This is a genomic window from Thermoactinomyces sp. CICC 10522 (assembly GCF_016055075.1).
Taxonomy (GTDB): Bacteria; Bacillota; Bacilli; order Thermoactinomycetales; family Thermoactinomycetaceae; genus Thermoactinomyces_A; species Thermoactinomyces_A daqus.
In genome coordinates this window covers 605907-620830 of the sequence record NZ_JAECVY010000001.1, presented here as the reverse complement: position 1 = coordinate 620830, position 14924 = coordinate 605907, and the positions used below count along the sequence as shown (strand labels likewise).

15 protein-coding genes are annotated in these 14924 nt (G+C 48.5%); 4 read left to right on the top strand and 11 right to left on the bottom strand.

Features of this window, described 5'->3' with window-relative positions; all coding sequences use genetic code 11:
* Positions 1 to 15: 15 nt before the first annotated feature.
* From galE to I8U18_RS03195, 5 genes are all read right to left on the bottom strand, one after another.
* A complete protein-coding gene (galE, locus tag I8U18_RS03215) occupies positions 16 to 1005 on the bottom strand; it encodes a UDP-glucose 4-epimerase GalE (RefSeq protein WP_033102077.1) in 990 nt (329 codons plus the stop codon).
* Positions 990 to 2192, bottom strand: a complete 1203-nt coding sequence (locus tag I8U18_RS03210; protein ID WP_198055710.1) for a galactokinase — start codon at positions 2190 to 2192, stop codon at positions 990 to 992. The genes galE and I8U18_RS03210 overlap by 16 nt, the downstream gene beginning before the upstream one ends.
* Positions 2189 to 3169, bottom strand: coding sequence for a galactose-1-phosphate uridylyltransferase (gene galT, locus I8U18_RS03205; protein WP_033102075.1), 981 nt, complete (start codon positions 3167 to 3169; stop codon positions 2189 to 2191). Before galT ends, I8U18_RS03210 begins: the two co-directional genes overlap by 4 nt.
* Before the next feature lie 267 nt (positions 3170 to 3436).
* Positions 3437 to 3610, bottom strand: a complete 174-nt coding sequence (locus I8U18_RS03200; protein ID WP_081943984.1) for a twin-arginine translocase TatA/TatE family subunit — start codon at positions 3608 to 3610, stop codon at positions 3437 to 3439.
* Between the two features lie 75 nt (positions 3611 to 3685).
* Positions 3686 to 3967 carry a coiled-coil domain-containing protein gene (locus I8U18_RS03195; protein WP_198059541.1) on the bottom strand — a complete coding sequence of 94 codons (282 nt, stop codon included), beginning with the start codon at positions 3965 to 3967 and terminating at the stop codon, positions 3686 to 3688.
* Between the two features lie 281 nt (positions 3968 to 4248).
* Between I8U18_RS03195 and I8U18_RS03190 the strand changes: the two genes are divergently transcribed.
* Positions 4249 to 4599, top strand: a complete 351-nt coding sequence (locus I8U18_RS03190) for a DUF1904 family protein (RefSeq protein WP_033102072.1) — start codon at positions 4249 to 4251, stop codon at positions 4597 to 4599.
* Positions 4600 to 4639: 40 nt separating this feature from the next.
* Here I8U18_RS03190 and I8U18_RS03185 read toward each other — a convergent pair whose 3' ends face one another.
* The 5 genes from I8U18_RS03185 to treR form a co-directional block, all read right to left on the bottom strand.
* A complete protein-coding gene (locus I8U18_RS03185; protein ID WP_033102071.1) occupies positions 4640 to 4825 on the bottom strand; it encodes a hypothetical protein in 186 nt (61 codons plus the stop codon).
* Between the two features lie 175 nt (positions 4826 to 5000).
* A complete protein-coding gene (locus I8U18_RS03180) occupies positions 5001 to 5621 on the bottom strand; it encodes a tetratricopeptide repeat protein (protein ID WP_052154399.1) in 621 nt (206 codons plus the stop codon).
* A gap of 254 nt (positions 5622 to 5875) precedes the next feature.
* The gene (treC, locus tag I8U18_RS03175) at positions 5876 to 7555 is read right to left on the bottom strand and encodes an alpha,alpha-phosphotrehalase (RefSeq protein WP_033102070.1); all 1680 of its coding nucleotides are present in this window, start codon (positions 7553 to 7555) and stop codon (positions 5876 to 5878) included.
* An 18-nt stretch (positions 7556 to 7573) separates the two neighbouring features.
* On the bottom strand, positions 7574 to 8983 hold the full coding sequence (gene treP, locus I8U18_RS03170) for a PTS system trehalose-specific EIIBC component (RefSeq protein ID WP_033102069.1): 1410 nt from the start codon (positions 8981 to 8983) through the stop codon (positions 7574 to 7576).
* A 441-nt stretch (positions 8984 to 9424) separates the two neighbouring features.
* Entirely contained in the window at positions 9425 to 10135 is a 711-nt protein-coding gene (gene treR, locus I8U18_RS03165; RefSeq protein WP_033102068.1) for a trehalose operon repressor, read from the bottom strand.
* 229 nt (positions 10136 to 10364) lie between these two features.
* On the opposite strand from treR, the gene I8U18_RS03160 reads away from it, so the two are divergent.
* The 3 genes from I8U18_RS03160 to I8U18_RS03150 all read left to right on the top strand — a co-directional run bounded on the left by I8U18_RS03160 (position 10365) and on the right by I8U18_RS03150 (position 14246).
* On the top strand, positions 10365 to 11870 hold the full coding sequence (locus I8U18_RS03160) for a class I adenylate-forming enzyme family protein (protein ID WP_370589364.1): 1506 nt from the start codon (positions 10365 to 10367) through the stop codon (positions 11868 to 11870).
* A gap of 160 nt (positions 11871 to 12030) precedes the next feature.
* On the top strand, positions 12031 to 13608 hold the full coding sequence (locus I8U18_RS03155) for a copper resistance CopC/CopD family protein (protein ID WP_198064468.1): 1578 nt from the start codon (positions 12031 to 12033) through the stop codon (positions 13606 to 13608).
* Positions 13605 to 14246 carry a YcnI family copper-binding membrane protein gene (locus I8U18_RS03150; protein WP_033102065.1) on the top strand — a complete coding sequence of 214 codons (642 nt, stop codon included), beginning with the start codon at positions 13605 to 13607 and terminating at the stop codon, positions 14244 to 14246. Before I8U18_RS03155 ends, I8U18_RS03150 begins: the two co-directional genes overlap by 4 nt.
* Before the next feature lie 360 nt (positions 14247 to 14606).
* Here I8U18_RS03150 and I8U18_RS03145 read toward each other — a convergent pair whose 3' ends face one another.
* Entirely contained in the window at positions 14607 to 14924 is a 318-nt protein-coding gene (locus I8U18_RS03145; protein WP_033102064.1) for a hypothetical protein, read from the bottom strand.

Genomic DNA, 14924 nt, shown 5'->3' with positions numbered 1-14924 from the left:
TCCCCTCCTCACAGATCAGCGGTCACCATAGCCGTCGGGGTGATTTTTATGCCAATTCCAGGCGCTTTCCATAATTGTTTCCAACTGATGATAGCGCGGCTTCCAGTTCAGAATCCGCTTCGCCTTATCTGATGAGGCGATTAAAACGGCCGGATCGCCGGCGCGTTTGGAGACGACTCGCTCTGGAATCCGCTGCCCGGTCACGCGACGGGCTGTTTCAATCACCTCTCTGACGGAAAAACCGGTTCCATTCCCCAGGTTGAACACATCGCTTTGTCCGTGTTGGCGCAAATGTTCCAACGCGAGGAAGTGGGCGCTCGCCAGGTCCATTACGTGAATGTAGTCTCGGATGCAGGTGCCGTCCTCCGTCGGGTAATCATCCCCGAAAATGCGTATCTCTTCTCTCTGTCCCAGGGCAACCTGCAAAATAATCGGAATCAAGTGGGTTTCCGGATGGTGATCTTCGCCGATCAGCCCGTCCGGATGGGCACCGGCTGCATTGAAATAACGCAGGGAAATCGATTTTAGCCCGTGAGCTTCGTCAGCCCAGCGAAACATTTTTTCCATGGCCAGTTTGGTTTCCCCATATGGATTGGCCGGTTCTGCCCGGTCCTCTTCCCGGATCGGCACCCGCTCCGGCTCCCCGTAAACTGCTGCCGTCGAGGAAAATACGATTTTTTTCACTCCATGGTCAAGCATCGCCGAAATGAGTACATGGGAAGCCACCAAATTATTTTCATAATAAGAGAGCGGAATCTGCACACTTTCGCCGACCAGGGAGCTGGCTGCAAAATGGATCACCGCTTCAATCTGATGCTTACGGAAAAGATCATCCAAAAAATCCCGATCCCGAATATCTCCCTGATAAAAAGTTCCGCCGAGAACCGATTTTCGATGTCCGGTCGTTAAATTGTCAACGACGACCACTTCTTCCTGATGCGCGAGCAATTCTGCCACAGTATGGCTGCCGATATAGCCGGCTCCTCCCGTCACCAAAATGGCCATGCAATCTCCTCTCCTTTCACCTCTCGTGCCCCGTCGCCGATCTCACAGACGTAGAAAGTCGGTGTCAAACCGGTTTTCTCCGCATAAATACGGGTAACCGTTTCTTTAAAATCCTCCACTTCCCCTTCGGCAACCAGACTGATGCTGCACCCGCCAAAACCGGCTCCGGTCATGCGGCTGCCTATACATCCCGGCACCTGGCATGCCGCTTCAAACAAGATGTCCAGCTCTTTTCCGGTCACTTCGTACAAGTCTCTGAGCGATTCATGTGATTTTTTCATCCATTCGCCAAACTCCGGCAAATCTTTTTTCTCCAGGCACTTTGTCGCTAAAATCACACGTTCGTTTTCACTGACCACATGTTCAACACGATTGCGGATAACCGGGTCAGCGATCGATGAACGCAGCCGGCTCCAATCGTCATAATCCAGATCTCCCAAAGTCTGAACATCGGGTTTCACCCGTTGAATGAAGCGCAATCCCTCCTCGCATTCCCGGCGCCGCTCATTATATTTGGAATCGGCCAGCCCTCTCCTCTTGTTGGAATTGGTGATCACCAACCTATATCCATCCATCCGGATGGGAAAATACTCGTATTGTAAGGTATCGCATTTCAATTTGATCGCATGGCCGCTTTTCCCCATACCGATCGCAAATTGATCCATGATCCCGCAGTTGACGCCCAAAAATTCATTCTCCGCTTTTTGCGCCAATTTCACCAACTCAAGCATCGGGATCTCCGTTTGCGCAAGTCTTGTGAAAGCCAGAGCGGACACCAGGAGAATTGAAGCGGAGGAGGAAAGCCCCGCTCCATTGGGAATGTTTCCGTGAAATAAAAGGTCAACCCCTTTCAATGTACCGGCCAGCGAAGGAAAGGCCTGGAGCAATGCAGATAACATCCCTTTTGGATAATTGGCCCAATCATCTTCTTTCCGATACTGAATATCTCTCTGATCCAGATCAACCTTTAAAGTGAATTGAGTCGAGCGAAGCCGGATCTTTCCGTCCGTGCGCGGCGCTGCTGCGGCCCATGTGCCGAGGGTCAGCGCTGCCGGGAATACATAACCGCCGTTATAATCGGTATGCTCCCCGATCAAGTTGACACGCCCGGGGGCAAAGAAAAAGCGGACACCCTGACTGTAGCCGAACTCCTCCTGAAATCGCAGCAGCAGCTGGTTTTGTCTCATGATCTCCCTTCTTTCGCCAAAAAACGTTTTAAGGCCTCTCTCAGCTCCGGCGCCGTTTCTTCGACTGCCCTCGGATTCGCCGCAGCCCAAGCGCCCATTTCCGATGAAGCATAATACTTGATTTTGTCCCGGGCACGAAGCGGGGGATAAAACTCGATATGGAAGTGATAATAGTCCTCCACATCCTCGCCATTAACCGGACGCTGGTGAACCACCATCATATAAGGGAATAAGCGATCGTACAGAAAATCCATCGCACCGGTCACTTCTTTGAGAATTGCAGCCAGGCTCCTCTTTTCTTCTGAAGAAAAATCAGTCAATGCGGTCTTGTGGGATTTGCTCACGATAAACACACCATAAGGATAATCCGTAAAATAAGGGATGTAAGCGAGAAAATGCTCATTTTCCGTCACAATTCTCCGGGCAAATGCTTTCTCTTCTTCGTTCATATCACAAATGAGACAGTGCCCGGTCTCCTTGTAATGCAGCTTGCAACTGTCCAATTCCGTCTTGATCTTCAACGGCAAATAAGAGTAGGCGTAAATTTGCCCGTGCGGATGCGGCATCGTCACCCCGCACTCTTCCCCGCGATTTTCAAAGATCATCACATACTCATGCCGTGGATCTTCCGCCAACTCGCGAAAGCGATCCGTCCACAGCCGGACGAGTTCGGTGATATGGTCAACGGACAACTGGGGCAAGGTTTGGTAATGATCCGGTGAATACAGGATCACTTCACATTTACCATATGCTTTTTTCGCTTTGTACAGCGATGTCTCAACCGGATCAGGTTCAGACGGATTGGGGCTTAACGCCGGGAAATCGTTATCATACTTCCAAACGGTGTAATGATCCGGCACTTTTCCTGAACCCGGACAAAACGGACAGTAATCTTTTGGCAGGTGCGGACGATGCTGCCGGTTGGAGGCAACGATCGTCCAATCTCTCAGCAAAGGGTTAAAACGAAGTTCCGACATATCAAAACCTCCTGCTGTCCGATTCTAAACGCTTTCAATTAAACGATGCAAGAAATCCCCTTTTATTAATTAATTTAATTAAATAATAATCCAGACTGACCAAACCGGCAACCCCTTTTTTCGCTGACATCGATTCTGATAAGAGAGAAAGTTCCGAATAAATGACTGCCTGCACCATCCGGGTGTGCAGGAGTGGCCTTCTTCTCCACTGCTCTTCCCAACGCACTGCCAGCGAAGGCCCCACACCTGCTGATCCCCGCTTCCCCTTTATTTTTCCTGCTTTTCCTCTTTCCGCTCCACTTGGTCCGCGTTCATCCCCCGCTTGAATTCACGCAGTGTTTTTCCCACCGCTTGCCCGAGTTCCGGCAATTTTTTGGGCCCGAATAAAAGCAACGCTATGACCAGGATAAAAATCCATCCTGCCAGACTGGGAACATGCATCTCGTTGCCTCCTCCACACCTGTGATCAACTGCCATACTCCGCAGTCTGTTCCGGACAAACTGCGCCTCTGCTGTTTATCTCGCCCTGTTCTTTAACATATAGACATCCTTGACGAGAAAAGCATTGGTTGTTGCCACTTCATCCATTTTGTCGGTCAACCGGTTCACGTCCTGACGAAGCTCCTTCACTTCATCTTCCAATTGATCCATCCGGGATTCGAGATTGTCCATCCGGGATTCGAGACTGTCCATCCGGCTTGCAACATTGGCCAACTCGCTTTTCAGTTCCAAAAGATCCGGTTTTAAGCTCTCCCGTACCGCCTCGGCCAATTGTGCTGCCAACTCTCTTTGATCCATCCAACTACCCTCCTTATTATGCATATTCTATCAGATCTTTGCCCATGCGTGTGAAAAATTTCTGGTCTTCGGGAAAAAGACCGGATTAAATCAACAAACTCTATCTTTTTCCACCACTTTTTGTTAGGATAGACAAGAAAATATTTCGTAACTCCAAATAATGATGAGTGGAGAACTACCAACGTGTTTTAGTTTAACCAATCATGTTAAACTAAAATTGCTTTCCCGACTTCGTTCGACTGCCCGCTCAATGATTTTGATGATAGAAAGGATATCGGATTATGCCATTTCTGCGTTTTAAAGGTTTTGATAAACAATTGGTGCAGAAAATTTCCCCTGCCGTGGTCAAAAACTTTGCCCGGATCGCCGAAATTCCGGAAGAAATCGTTAAAATTGAACTGCTTCAAATTGACTCGATCCAAAACTCCCCGCCTTCGCTGGAAATTATGATGTTTGAAAGGGAAAAGGAAAAGCATGATGCCATCGCCCGCTCTCTCTATCAATGTTTAAGCGAAGCCGGTTATGAAAACACCCATATCTTTTTTATCCTGCTGACCCCTTCCTTATATTACAAAAACGGACAGCCCCTCAAAGAAATCCCGAAAATGAAACAACCCATCCCCCATACGTAAAGCCCGCTCATATGCGAAGCGGGCTTGCTTTTTCGTTCCTTTAGTCATTCAAAATGTTTACTGTGCCATTTCCTTCACTCGGCTTGGCTGCTGTTTCGGTATCGTGGTCATCTTCAGCTGAATGATTTTTCATAAGCAAATGGTTCTCCCTTTTTTTTCGTCTTTTGGCCGCCTTGCCCCCGTTCTGGCGCAATCGCTTGCGCCGGCCGCGTTTCAGCTTGCTCATGTTCTCAACCCCCACTTTCCTGTTCGATTACAATCACATTACTCTCTTTTCAGCAAAAGGCAACGGCATTTGCACTCCATCAAAAATAAAAAAAGGCCAAGTTCCCTGGCCGGTGCGCTAATCCCAATTAAAAAGCCGATAACCAACGATGAGCGGCTTATCGGCTTTCAGCATGCTAACTATTTCGTTTCAAACCATTAACCAAGTAGTTGCCCCATTCTCGCATGGCAATCGTTTCTCCGGCTTCCGCTGCTTTCTTCAGCCATTTTTCCCCTTCTTCCACGTTTTGCTGCAGCTTTTGACCGGTCAGCAATTGCATTCCCATAATCCGCATGGCAATTCGTTCGCCGGCCTGGGCTGCTTTTCTCAGCCACAGCTCTCCTTCTTCCACGTCTTGCGACAGTCCTTCCCCTTCCAGCAAACGATAGCCGAGAACCCGCATGGCAACAGGATCCTGGGTTTCTGCGGCCTTTCTCAACCATTTTTCCCCTTCCACCGGGTCTTTGGGCAACCCCTCTCCCACGATCAAACGGTAGCCCAGCTCGGTCAAGGCCCAGCTGTCTCCAGCTTCCGCCGCTCTTCTCAGCCACTTTTCTCCTTCAGCCAGATCAGCCGGAACTTTCTTGCCCGTCAATAATTGATAGGCCAATTCAGACATGGACCAGATATCCCCGGCCTCGGCAGCCATTTTTAGCCATTTCATGCCCTCTTCAATTTTTTGACGTTCCTTTTCCATGTGAACTTCCTGAAGGTGAACGACTTCTCCTGTTGTCTTCTCTTTCTCTGCATCGCTCATCGAAAATCCCTCCGACAATTCAAACATCATGTACTTCTGAACACTTGCGGCATCTAATAAGAATACTAGTTTTAAAACATTCTATCATTACTCATTTTAATATGATAGTTATTTCTTGTCACAATAATTAATTTTAAATACGAAAACAGCCGCATCTCTCGCCCCCCAACCGGCAAAACCTTTTCACAGAAAAGAAGCTATCCTCGAAATCCGTTCAAGGATAGCTTCTCCCCATCTCCGCCCGGACATGCAAGTCAATGCAGATAAAAGGCAACTGATTCATAGGGACGCAAAGCAAATGCGTAAACCTCTTGCGGCGGATCAGGATAATTGGCGATTAAAACGGAAGATTGACCGGGCAAGTGAACCCCCTCCGGCAGAGAGAAAGTCGTCTCTTGCGCCGAAAAATTGTTTACGACCAACAGGGCCCGGTCTCCATCCCGACGTACATAAGCAAAAATTTGCGGATGATCCTCAAGCAGCAGGGTAAAATCGCCCGTCACGATCAGATCGACTTCCTTGCGCAGACGAATCAGTTTTTGGTAGTGATAAAACACGGAATCGGGATCCTGAAGGGCCTCTTCCACGTTAATCTGCTCATAATTGGGCGCAACGCCGATCCAAGGAGTCCCCGTGCTGAAACCGGCATGTTTCCCGCTGTTCCACTGCATCGGCGTTCGTGAATTATCCCGCGATTTTTGCTTCAGAACGGCAATCGCCTCTTGATCCGTTTTCCCTTGCGCCCGAAGCGCCCTGTAAGCATTTAATGATTCGACGTCCCGATACTCCTCAATCCGGGAAAAACCGGGATTGGTCATGCCAATCTCTTCACCCTGATAAATATACGGCGTTCCCTGCATCAAATGAATGGCTGTTGCCAGCATTTTGGCGGATTCTTTCCGGTATTTTCCATCATCTCCAAAGCGGGAAACCACCCGGGGCTGATCGTGGTTACACCAAAAAAGCGCATTCCATCCTCCTCCCTTGTGCATTCCGATTTGCCAATCGCGGAAAATCTTTTTCAAACAGAGAAAATCAAACTCCCCCAGAGCCCATTTCTCCCCGCCCGGATAATCTACTTTGAGATGATGAAAGTTAAAAGTCATATTGAGCTCTTTTTCCTGCGGATTGGTATACCGCACGCAATTTTCGATCGTGGTGGAAGACATCTCCCCCACTGTCATCATCTCCGGATTGTCAGCAAACACTTCCCGGTTCATCTCTTTGAGAAATTCATGCACCCGCGGGCCATCCGTATAAAAGCGGCGCCCGTCATCCATGGGTGTCTCCAGGGTGTCATCCCGGAAACTCTGGTCTTTGGATATCAAATTGATCACATCGAGCCGAAACCCGTCAACGCCCTTATTTACCCAAAAGCGCATCATCTCGTAAATCCTTCGGCGCAACTCTTCATTTTCCCAGTTCAAGTCAGCTTGGGTGACATCATACAGATGCAGATAGTACTGTCCCGTCTCTTCGGAGAATTGCCAAGCGCTTCCCCCGAATTTCGATCTCCAGTTGTTCGGCGCGCCGCCGTCTTTTCCATCTTTCCAGATATAAAAATGACGGCAGGCATTATCCTTGGAGCGGACTGCTTCTTTAAACCAGGGATGCTCCGTGGAAGTGTGATTCACAACCATATCCAAAATCACTTTCATCCCTTTTTCATGGGCCAAACGCAACAATCTCTCAAAAGTCTCCATGGTTCCGTACGCAGGGTTGATCTTGAAATAATCGCTGATATCATATCCGTTATCCCGCTGCGGCGATTCATAGATGGGGGTCAGCCAGATGACGTCAACCCCCAGCGTGTGCAAATAATCCAGTTTTTCAATAATTCCCTGCAAATCGCCGATTCCATCCCCGTTTGAATCATAAAAGCTTTTGGGGTAAATCTGGTAAACCACTGCTTGTTTCCACCAAGGTTGTTTCATTGCAGAGTCTCTCCTTCACTATGCTCTTTTCAATTTTCCCCATACTAGAGTGAGCACAAATGGGATGACGAGCGCAACCCCCATTCCGATGAAAAATGCCCCCCAATTCTGCGGAAGGATGGAGAGAAAACCGGGAATGCCCCCGACTCCGATTGAAGACGCTTTCACTTTGTTGATGGTGATAAACACCCCGGCGATTGCCGAACCAATCATCGCTGAAATAAAGGGATAGCGAAAACGGAGATTTACCCCGAACATCGCCGGTTCGGTAATTCCCAGGTAAGCTGAAATCGCCGAAGTAACGGACATCCCTTTGAGTTTTTCATCCTTGGAAACGAGAGTCATCGCCAAGGCGGCCGATCCCTGGGAAATATTGGACAACGCGAGAATCGGCCACAGGAAGGTGGCACCCGTGCTGGCAATCAGCTGCAAGTCGACGGCCAGGAAGGTGTGGTGCATTCCCGTAACCACAAGCAACGCGTACAGCCCGCCGTAAATGAGCCCTCCCAGCGCCGGAAAATGGTCAAAGATCGCCACAAAGGCGGCTGTAATCGCTTTCCCGATTGAAAACGTCAACGGCCCGATGATGACAAAAGACAGGAAACCGGTAACCAAAAGGGTAATGGGTGCAACCAATAAAAGTTTAAAAGCATCGGGAATGCGTTTGCTCAGGAAAATCTCGATTTTGGCCAATACATAGGAAGAAAGCAAAACAGGCAAAACCTGTCCTTGATAACCGATTTTGGCAATATGAAGACCGAACAGATCCCAATACGGAACCGTACCGCTGCTGACCGCCTTACCATAATCCCATGCATTTAACAAAGCTGGATGAATCAACATCAGTCCGAGCACGATCCCCAGCAGCTCGCTGCCGCCAAATCTGCGGACCGCCGACCAGCCGATCAGACCGGGCAGAAAGGTAAAAGCGGTATTGGCAATCAAATTAATCACATCGGCAAAATCTTTCCAATTGGTATAGACATCGACAAACGCGCGGTCGGGAAAGAAAATGCCTTTTCCGGTCAGGACATTGTTGATCCCCATCAATAAACCCGCGGTCACAATCGCCGGCAACAGGGGGATGAAAATATCCGCCAAGGTTTTCACCGCTCGCTGCAACGGGTTCAGTTTCTTTTCCGCCGCATCCTTGATATCCTGCTTGGTAGCACGCTTTATGCCGGTCATTTCCACCAATTGGTCATATACCTTATTAACCAGGCCTGGCCCGATCACTATCTGGAATTGACCGTTCACTGAGAAAAAGCCTTTGACAACATCGATTTTCTCCAGATCTTTTTCGTCCACCTTACTTTCATCTTTCAACGCCAAGCGCAACCGTGTGACGCAATGCGTGGCTGCTGCGATATTTCCTTTTCCGCCGACTGCTTGAATAATTTGCTCGACAGATTGTTTATTCACTGGCAATCTCCCCTCGTAATCGCTTACATTAGAAATATAACTTGTTTATACAAGTTAGTCAACGCTTGTTTATACAAGTTGGGCATGTCAATATTCTTAAAAAGCAGTATTTTACTAGAAAAACCGATATAAAAATTTCAAACAAAAAGTACGATATTGTTTTTATAAAAACGCGAAAAACAAGGGAATCGCGCCCCTGCGCCGCTGCAAATATCGCGCAATCGATTTCCATGCATTTTTCTGCCCTTCGTACCTCTTCCGGAGACGGTTTCCGATCCACTCCTTTTGTGATCACAAAGAAGTTTCTTCTTTCAACCGTCTCCGTCGCATCTCTCATGTGGCAACCAAATGCGCTGCGTGCTTTTTGAAATCACTTTGAATAAAAGAGGAGATATGAAGCGGAATACCGGCGGGGAATAATGACGGTGAAAAAAAGAATCACTCCCGTCAGCGGCGGCGTACAAAGTCGGTAAACACAAACCGGTCCGGCCGATGGCGGGATTCGGTGTATTCAAATTGCGTTCCGTCTTGCAAGTGGACAAAATTTTTTACAACGGCGACAACGGGGTGCGATTTGACATCGAGAAAGTGCCGATCCTTTGCCGTGACAGGTTCTACCTGAATCACCCGCTGCGCAAACCCGATTTTCAATCCCAACTTTTCCTCGATATATTCATAAATCGACCCTTCAGCCTGATTGATGGTTAAACCGGATACAATCTCTGTCAGAAAATAGTTGATGTCCAGGATGACTCGTTCTTGGTCCAGCTTGCGGATCCGATAAATTTTATATGCCTCTTTATCGACGGGGAGTTTGGTTTTTTCATGCAAAGAATCATCAATCCGGATTTTTTCAAACAGAGGAACCAAGGTGGTAAAAAACTGTCCGCTGCTTTCGGCTGCTTCTTTAAAGCTGGCGAGCCCGCCGAATGAAAAGGAAATCAGATGATGGTCCAACACATACATGCCTTTTCCGTGTTGGCGATGAACGAATCCCTCTTCAACCAAAAGATCCAACGCTTTGCGAATCGTACCCCGGCTCGCCCCGTAAATTTTGCAGTATGTATTTTCCGAAGGCAATTTCTCACCCGCACGAATCTTTTGTTCCAAAATCTCCTTTTTAATTTCTTCGTAAATTTCTATATATCTGCTGTTCATCCCGATTCCTCCAACTGATTTGCTCACCTCTTAGTATTCATTTTAAAACAGAATCTTTCAACCCTGGGTTCGTCACATACCGCCTGCGATTAAAACCGCCTGCTGCCGTGAAACCTAAAACGACAACATTTATTAATGATTTTTTAGACAAATCGTGCTATAATATTTGACCTAAAGTATTTCGTATTACGAAATAATAGCTGACTCTGATTATTGGAGGAAATGAACTGTGGGTACGATTGATCTTTTCCTTAAACAACGCGCTGCCGACACTCCTGACCTCGAAGCATTGGTCGGGGGCGGAAGGCGATTTACCTTTCGAGAGTTTAACGAGCGGGTAAACCAATTGGCTCATTACTTGCGGGAAATTGGGTTGCAAAAAGGGGATCGCGTAGCCATCCTCTGCAAAAACAATCATCCCTTTCCCACCATTGCATTGGCCGCCATCAAATCAGGAGGAATCGCGGTTCCTTTAAACTGGCGTTTAACTGCCTATGAAATCGAAGAGATTATTAAAAACTGCAGACCCAAAGCTTTGTTCTATGATGAAGAATTTGCCCCATCTCTCACTCTGGCGAAAGAGGCGGGGATCGTCGGTGAGTTCATCCCGGTCGGGACGGGGATGGAAACAACCCCGTTTTTTGAATCGATTTTTGAAAACCGCCCTGTGGACGAGCCGGTTGTCGAGATCAGCAAAGATGATCCGGCTTACATTTTGTTTACCTCCGGCAGCACCGGCACACCAAAAGGATGTGTGATTTCGCACGGAGGATTTTATGCCTATCTCAAAGCAGATAAAGCACAGAGTGCACCAGGATACCGCTCCCTGGCTGTTCACCCGTTATTTCACATGAGCAGTACTCTTGCCTGCATTCGTTCAATCTATTTTGGCGGGGCAACCGTTTTTCTGTCTGACGATACTCCGGCAAAAATTTGGGAGATGATTGAACAGGAAAAAATCAACTATATGTTTGGCTTCCCTTCCCTCTACACCTACATGCTGGAGGAACTGAAACGGCATCCACGGAAAATCGATTCCCTCAAAGGCGTTTCCGCCGGTGGTGTAAAAGTCCCGGTCAGTCTGATCAAACAATATATGGAGATTGGAATTCCGATGAGTCAAGGCTACGGCAGCACGGAAGCATGGACTGTCAGCCGTTGGTCACCGGAGATGGGGCTCGATAAAGCTGAATCTGTCGGAAAGCTTTATCCCAATGTAGAAGTGAAGATCGTCGATCCGGAAACCGGTAACCCCCTCCCCACCGGAGAAGTGGGGGAGATCGTCGTCAAAAGCCCTTATCTGTTCAAGGGATACTGGCAAAATCCACAGGCGACCGATGAAGTATTAAGGGATGGCTGGTTTCACATGGGCGATGCCGGCTATCTCGATGCAGACGGCTTTTTGTATGTGATCGGCCGTTACAAAGATGTCATTGTTTACGGCGGTGACAACATTTATCCTGCGGAAATCGAAAAAGTGCTGCAAGCGGTTGACGGTGTCCTGGAAGCAGCCGTTGTCGGCATTCCCGATCCATTTTGGGGCGAAGTGCCACGTGCCTTTGTAGTCAAAAGCCCGGACAGCCCGCTTACTGAAGAAGCACTTACCCGGGTCTGCAAGGAAAAGCTGGCCGCCTATAAAGTGCCGCAGATCTCGTTTGCCCGTTCACTTCCGAAAAGCGGTACGGGCAAAGTGCTGAAACATGTATTAAAAGAAAAGGCGGCTGCCTTGCAATAGCTGATGAGACAACCCGTCCTGTACAGATACTGGACGGGTTATTTTATTTTGACTGCTTCTTATGACAAATAGCCCGATCGGGCTATAGGTTCCCCACGTACGATTCGCTATCATAGAAGAGCAGCCAATACACCAAATTCACAGATAACGGATGATAACCATGAAAAGACAACAACAGCACAAGATCACCTTTGGGATTGTGGCAATCTTGCTCTTTGCCCTGTCCCTTCTGCCGGGAAATACGGTTCTGGCACATGCCTCGTTATTAGATTCCAGTCCGGGAGACCACCAGATTCTCTCCCGTTCCCCTTCCTTTCTCCGGTTGCACTTCAGTGAACCTTTGCAGGAAGGATTGTATCAAGTCCGCCTCTTAGATGCCCAGGGAAAACAAATCCCTTTATCACCGCGGACGGATCGGCGCGATGCCTCCCGGATCATCACACCGCTCCCTTCCTTGCCGAAAGGAACCTACACTGTCAGTTGGAACGTAGTTTCCGGAGACGGCCATTCTGTGGCGGGTGCCCTTACTTTTTCGGTTGGACATCCTTCCCCGGACCAAAGTGCCCCCTTGCCCACACAGAAATCTGCTTCAGTAAACTGGTTATCCACCGGTTGGCATTTTATTTCTGAAACCGCCGTGCTTCTGTTGGGCGGGCTCAATTGGGCCGTCTTCCTGTTTTCTCTGCATACTCCCTCCGTAAAAAATCGACTTGGCAAAAAGAAGAGCTGGCTCTGGCTCTTGTTCCTGGTCATCCTGGCGGACGGGATTCTTTACATGCAAACGTTGGCTGCCGGAGTCGGAACCGAAGTCGCCTGGCTCACGCTTCTAAAATCCCACTACATACAGATGATCGCAGGCCAGCTCTTGCTCCTTCTGCTGCTTGCCCTGCCAAACATGGTGGAAGGATGGTATCTGGCAGTTTGGCTGCTCCTCATTTGTTCCTTCGCCTTTGGCGGTCATGTCTGGAGCGTTCCCGATTTTTGGCCGGCTTTATTCCTGCGCATCATTCATACGGGTGCCATCGCTCTCTGGTTGGGGATTCTTGCCTATCTGATTCTTTTGTACCGCCTGAAGCGAACCGAAAACATCACTTTGAATGAAAGAGTGCTCCATTCCGAGGTTTTTCACTTGGCATCCACTTCCGCGCTGTCCATTTTGATCACTGGTGTGTGGATGGTAACCGTACAAAGCGATTGGCGGCTGGTTCCTCACGGTGGATTGTGGAGTGCTCTGCTCTGGAGCAAGCTGACACTGTTCGGCCTGATGTTGCTGATCGGCCTCGTTCAAACCATCAACGGCCGCAAAAAAGGAACTTATCGGCGCTCACTGCTTTGGCTGGAGTGGCTGGCCGGTGTCACCGTCCTCTTTCTCGGAGTCTGGTTGAGCCATTCTGCTTATCCCGCTCCGATCCAGCGGTATGACAAAATTTTGCTCAGCCAGGAGCAAAAAGCACAGGTGACCATTGCCCGGCTGCAAACCGGGCGGCAGCCGATTGCGGTCAAGCTGCCCCCGAACAGTCCTGAACCCGAACGCGTAACCGTCCAGGTTTCCGTCACGGACAGGCAAGTGAAATTCGCTCCGGTCCTTTTGCAGAAAAAAGGTTCAAATGAATATTCGGGTACTGTCTCTTTTACCTTTAACGGCAAATGGAGAATTTATATTGAAGCAGAATATCCGGATGGAACTTACGGAGAATGGAAAGATGAAGTGGAAGTTCAAGGAGGAGAAAGATCATGAGAAAATATGCCAAATGGATCGCAGCCCTTCTATTTGCATTCTCGGTTCTCACGAATGTGGTTGTGGCTGAGGCGCATGTTACGGTCTGGCCCAAGCAATCGACCGCCGGCACTTGGGAAAAATACACGGTTCGCGTACCCGTTGAAAAAAATGTAAATACCACCAAAGTGCGGGTGGAGTTTCCGAAAGGAGTGGAAGTTCATTCAGTGATGCCGGTTCCGGGTTGGGAATATGAATTCGAAAAAGGAAAAGACGGCAAAACCACCGCCTTGTCTTGGAAAGCAACCAACGGTGGAATAAAGCCAAATGAATTCGCCGAGTTCTCCTTTGTCGCAGAAAATCCCAAACAAGCCGGTGCCATTGCCTGGAGAGCAGAACAGAGCTACGCCGATGGTTCCGTTGTTTACTGGACAGGTGCTCCTGACTCGGATACTCCTGCATCAGTGACAAGCATCACTGCATCGGCCCGGCCAACCAATGAAAGTGCGCAACATCCCGCTTCAACTGTAACGCCGAAAACAAACGCCGCTTCTGCCAGTGTTTCCAAACTCAACTTCCTTTCACTCGGGTTGGCGGGACTGGCTTTGCTTCTTTCACTCATTTCACTGTTTCGGAAACAACAGAATACGAACGAATAGGGGCATACGTTTCTGTATGTCCCTGAAGTTTGTTAACAAAGCCCGAAACAGGAATCCGTCATGTCTTGATGCGCCTCTTTGCTTCCAGCTCCTTCGCCTGCAAAAAAGAGAATCAATCCCTTCCTGCATCCCAAACCGCTTACTTCCGTGATGTGTTTCAGCGTAAATTTTAAAGAAAAAAGGCCCCGAGATCGAGGCCCCTAGGTTGACTGGGAATTTGACCAAGAAAAAGGATTAACATTGCGGCGGCTCGCCACCGATCATCCCGGCAGGCGGTTCTCCGATGAAAAAGCGTCTCATCATTTTCACCTCCTATCTTGACATCTTTTTTAGACACATTTTTTAAAATTCCTGCTCTATTCAGAATTTTATTTGCGTTCCTTTTTTGATTCTGATCTTTGCTTCTGTCATGGCTTCATATTCAATGGCTTTTTGATTACTCAGCACCTTAAGATCATACTTTTCAATGCAATCTAAACATGCTCTGATCCCGTTGTCATCCATGTCTTTGAAGTCGTCAACAATCCGGATATATATTCGGTTCATACGCAGGCAACAGACATCACAAAAATCATCCATATCCGTGTAGACCGGATGCGGGTCTGTTGCTATCACCTTTCTCAATTTATATTCCTCGATATCAGCCTGCCTTCTGATCTTCTCTGCTCTTTCCTCCAT

Coding starts and splice junctions, on each gene's coding strand:
- galE (WP_033102077.1), bottom strand. CDS start 1,005: ATGGCCATTTTGGTGACGGGAGGAGCCGGCTATATCGGCAGCCATACT.
- I8U18_RS03210 (WP_198055710.1), bottom strand. CDS start 2,192: ATGAGACAAAACCAGCTGCTGCTGCGATTTCAGGAGGAGTTCGGCTAC.
- galT (WP_033102075.1), bottom strand. CDS start 3,169: ATGTCGGAACTTCGTTTTAACCCTTTGCTGAGAGATTGGACGATCGTT.
- I8U18_RS03200 (WP_081943984.1), bottom strand. CDS start 3,610: ATGCATGTTCCCAGTCTGGCAGGATGGATTTTTATCCTGGTCATAGCG.
- I8U18_RS03195 (WP_198059541.1), bottom strand. CDS start 3,967: ATGGATCAAAGAGAGTTGGCAGCACAATTGGCCGAGGCGGTACGGGAG.
- I8U18_RS03190 (WP_033102072.1), top strand. CDS start 4,249: ATGCCATTTCTGCGTTTTAAAGGTTTTGATAAACAATTGGTGCAGAAA.
- I8U18_RS03185 (WP_033102071.1), bottom strand. CDS start 4,825: ATGAGCAAGCTGAAACGCGGCCGGCGCAAGCGATTGCGCCAGAACGGG.
- I8U18_RS03180 (WP_052154399.1), bottom strand. CDS start 5,621: ATGAGCGATGCAGAGAAAGAGAAGACAACAGGAGAAGTCGTTCACCTT.
- treC (WP_033102070.1), bottom strand. CDS start 7,555: ATGAAACAACCTTGGTGGAAACAAGCAGTGGTTTACCAGATTTACCCC.
- treR (WP_033102068.1), bottom strand. CDS start 10,135: ATGAACAGCAGATATATAGAAATTTACGAAGAAATTAAAAAGGAGATT.
- I8U18_RS03155 (WP_198064468.1), top strand. CDS start 12,031: ATGAAAAGACAACAACAGCACAAGATCACCTTTGGGATTGTGGCAATC.
- I8U18_RS03150 (WP_033102065.1), top strand. CDS start 13,605: ATGAGAAAATATGCCAAATGGATCGCAGCCCTTCTATTTGCATTCTCG.
- I8U18_RS03145 (WP_033102064.1), bottom strand. CDS start 14,924: ATGGAGGAAAGAGCAGAGAAGATCAGAAGGCAGGCTGATATCGAGGAA.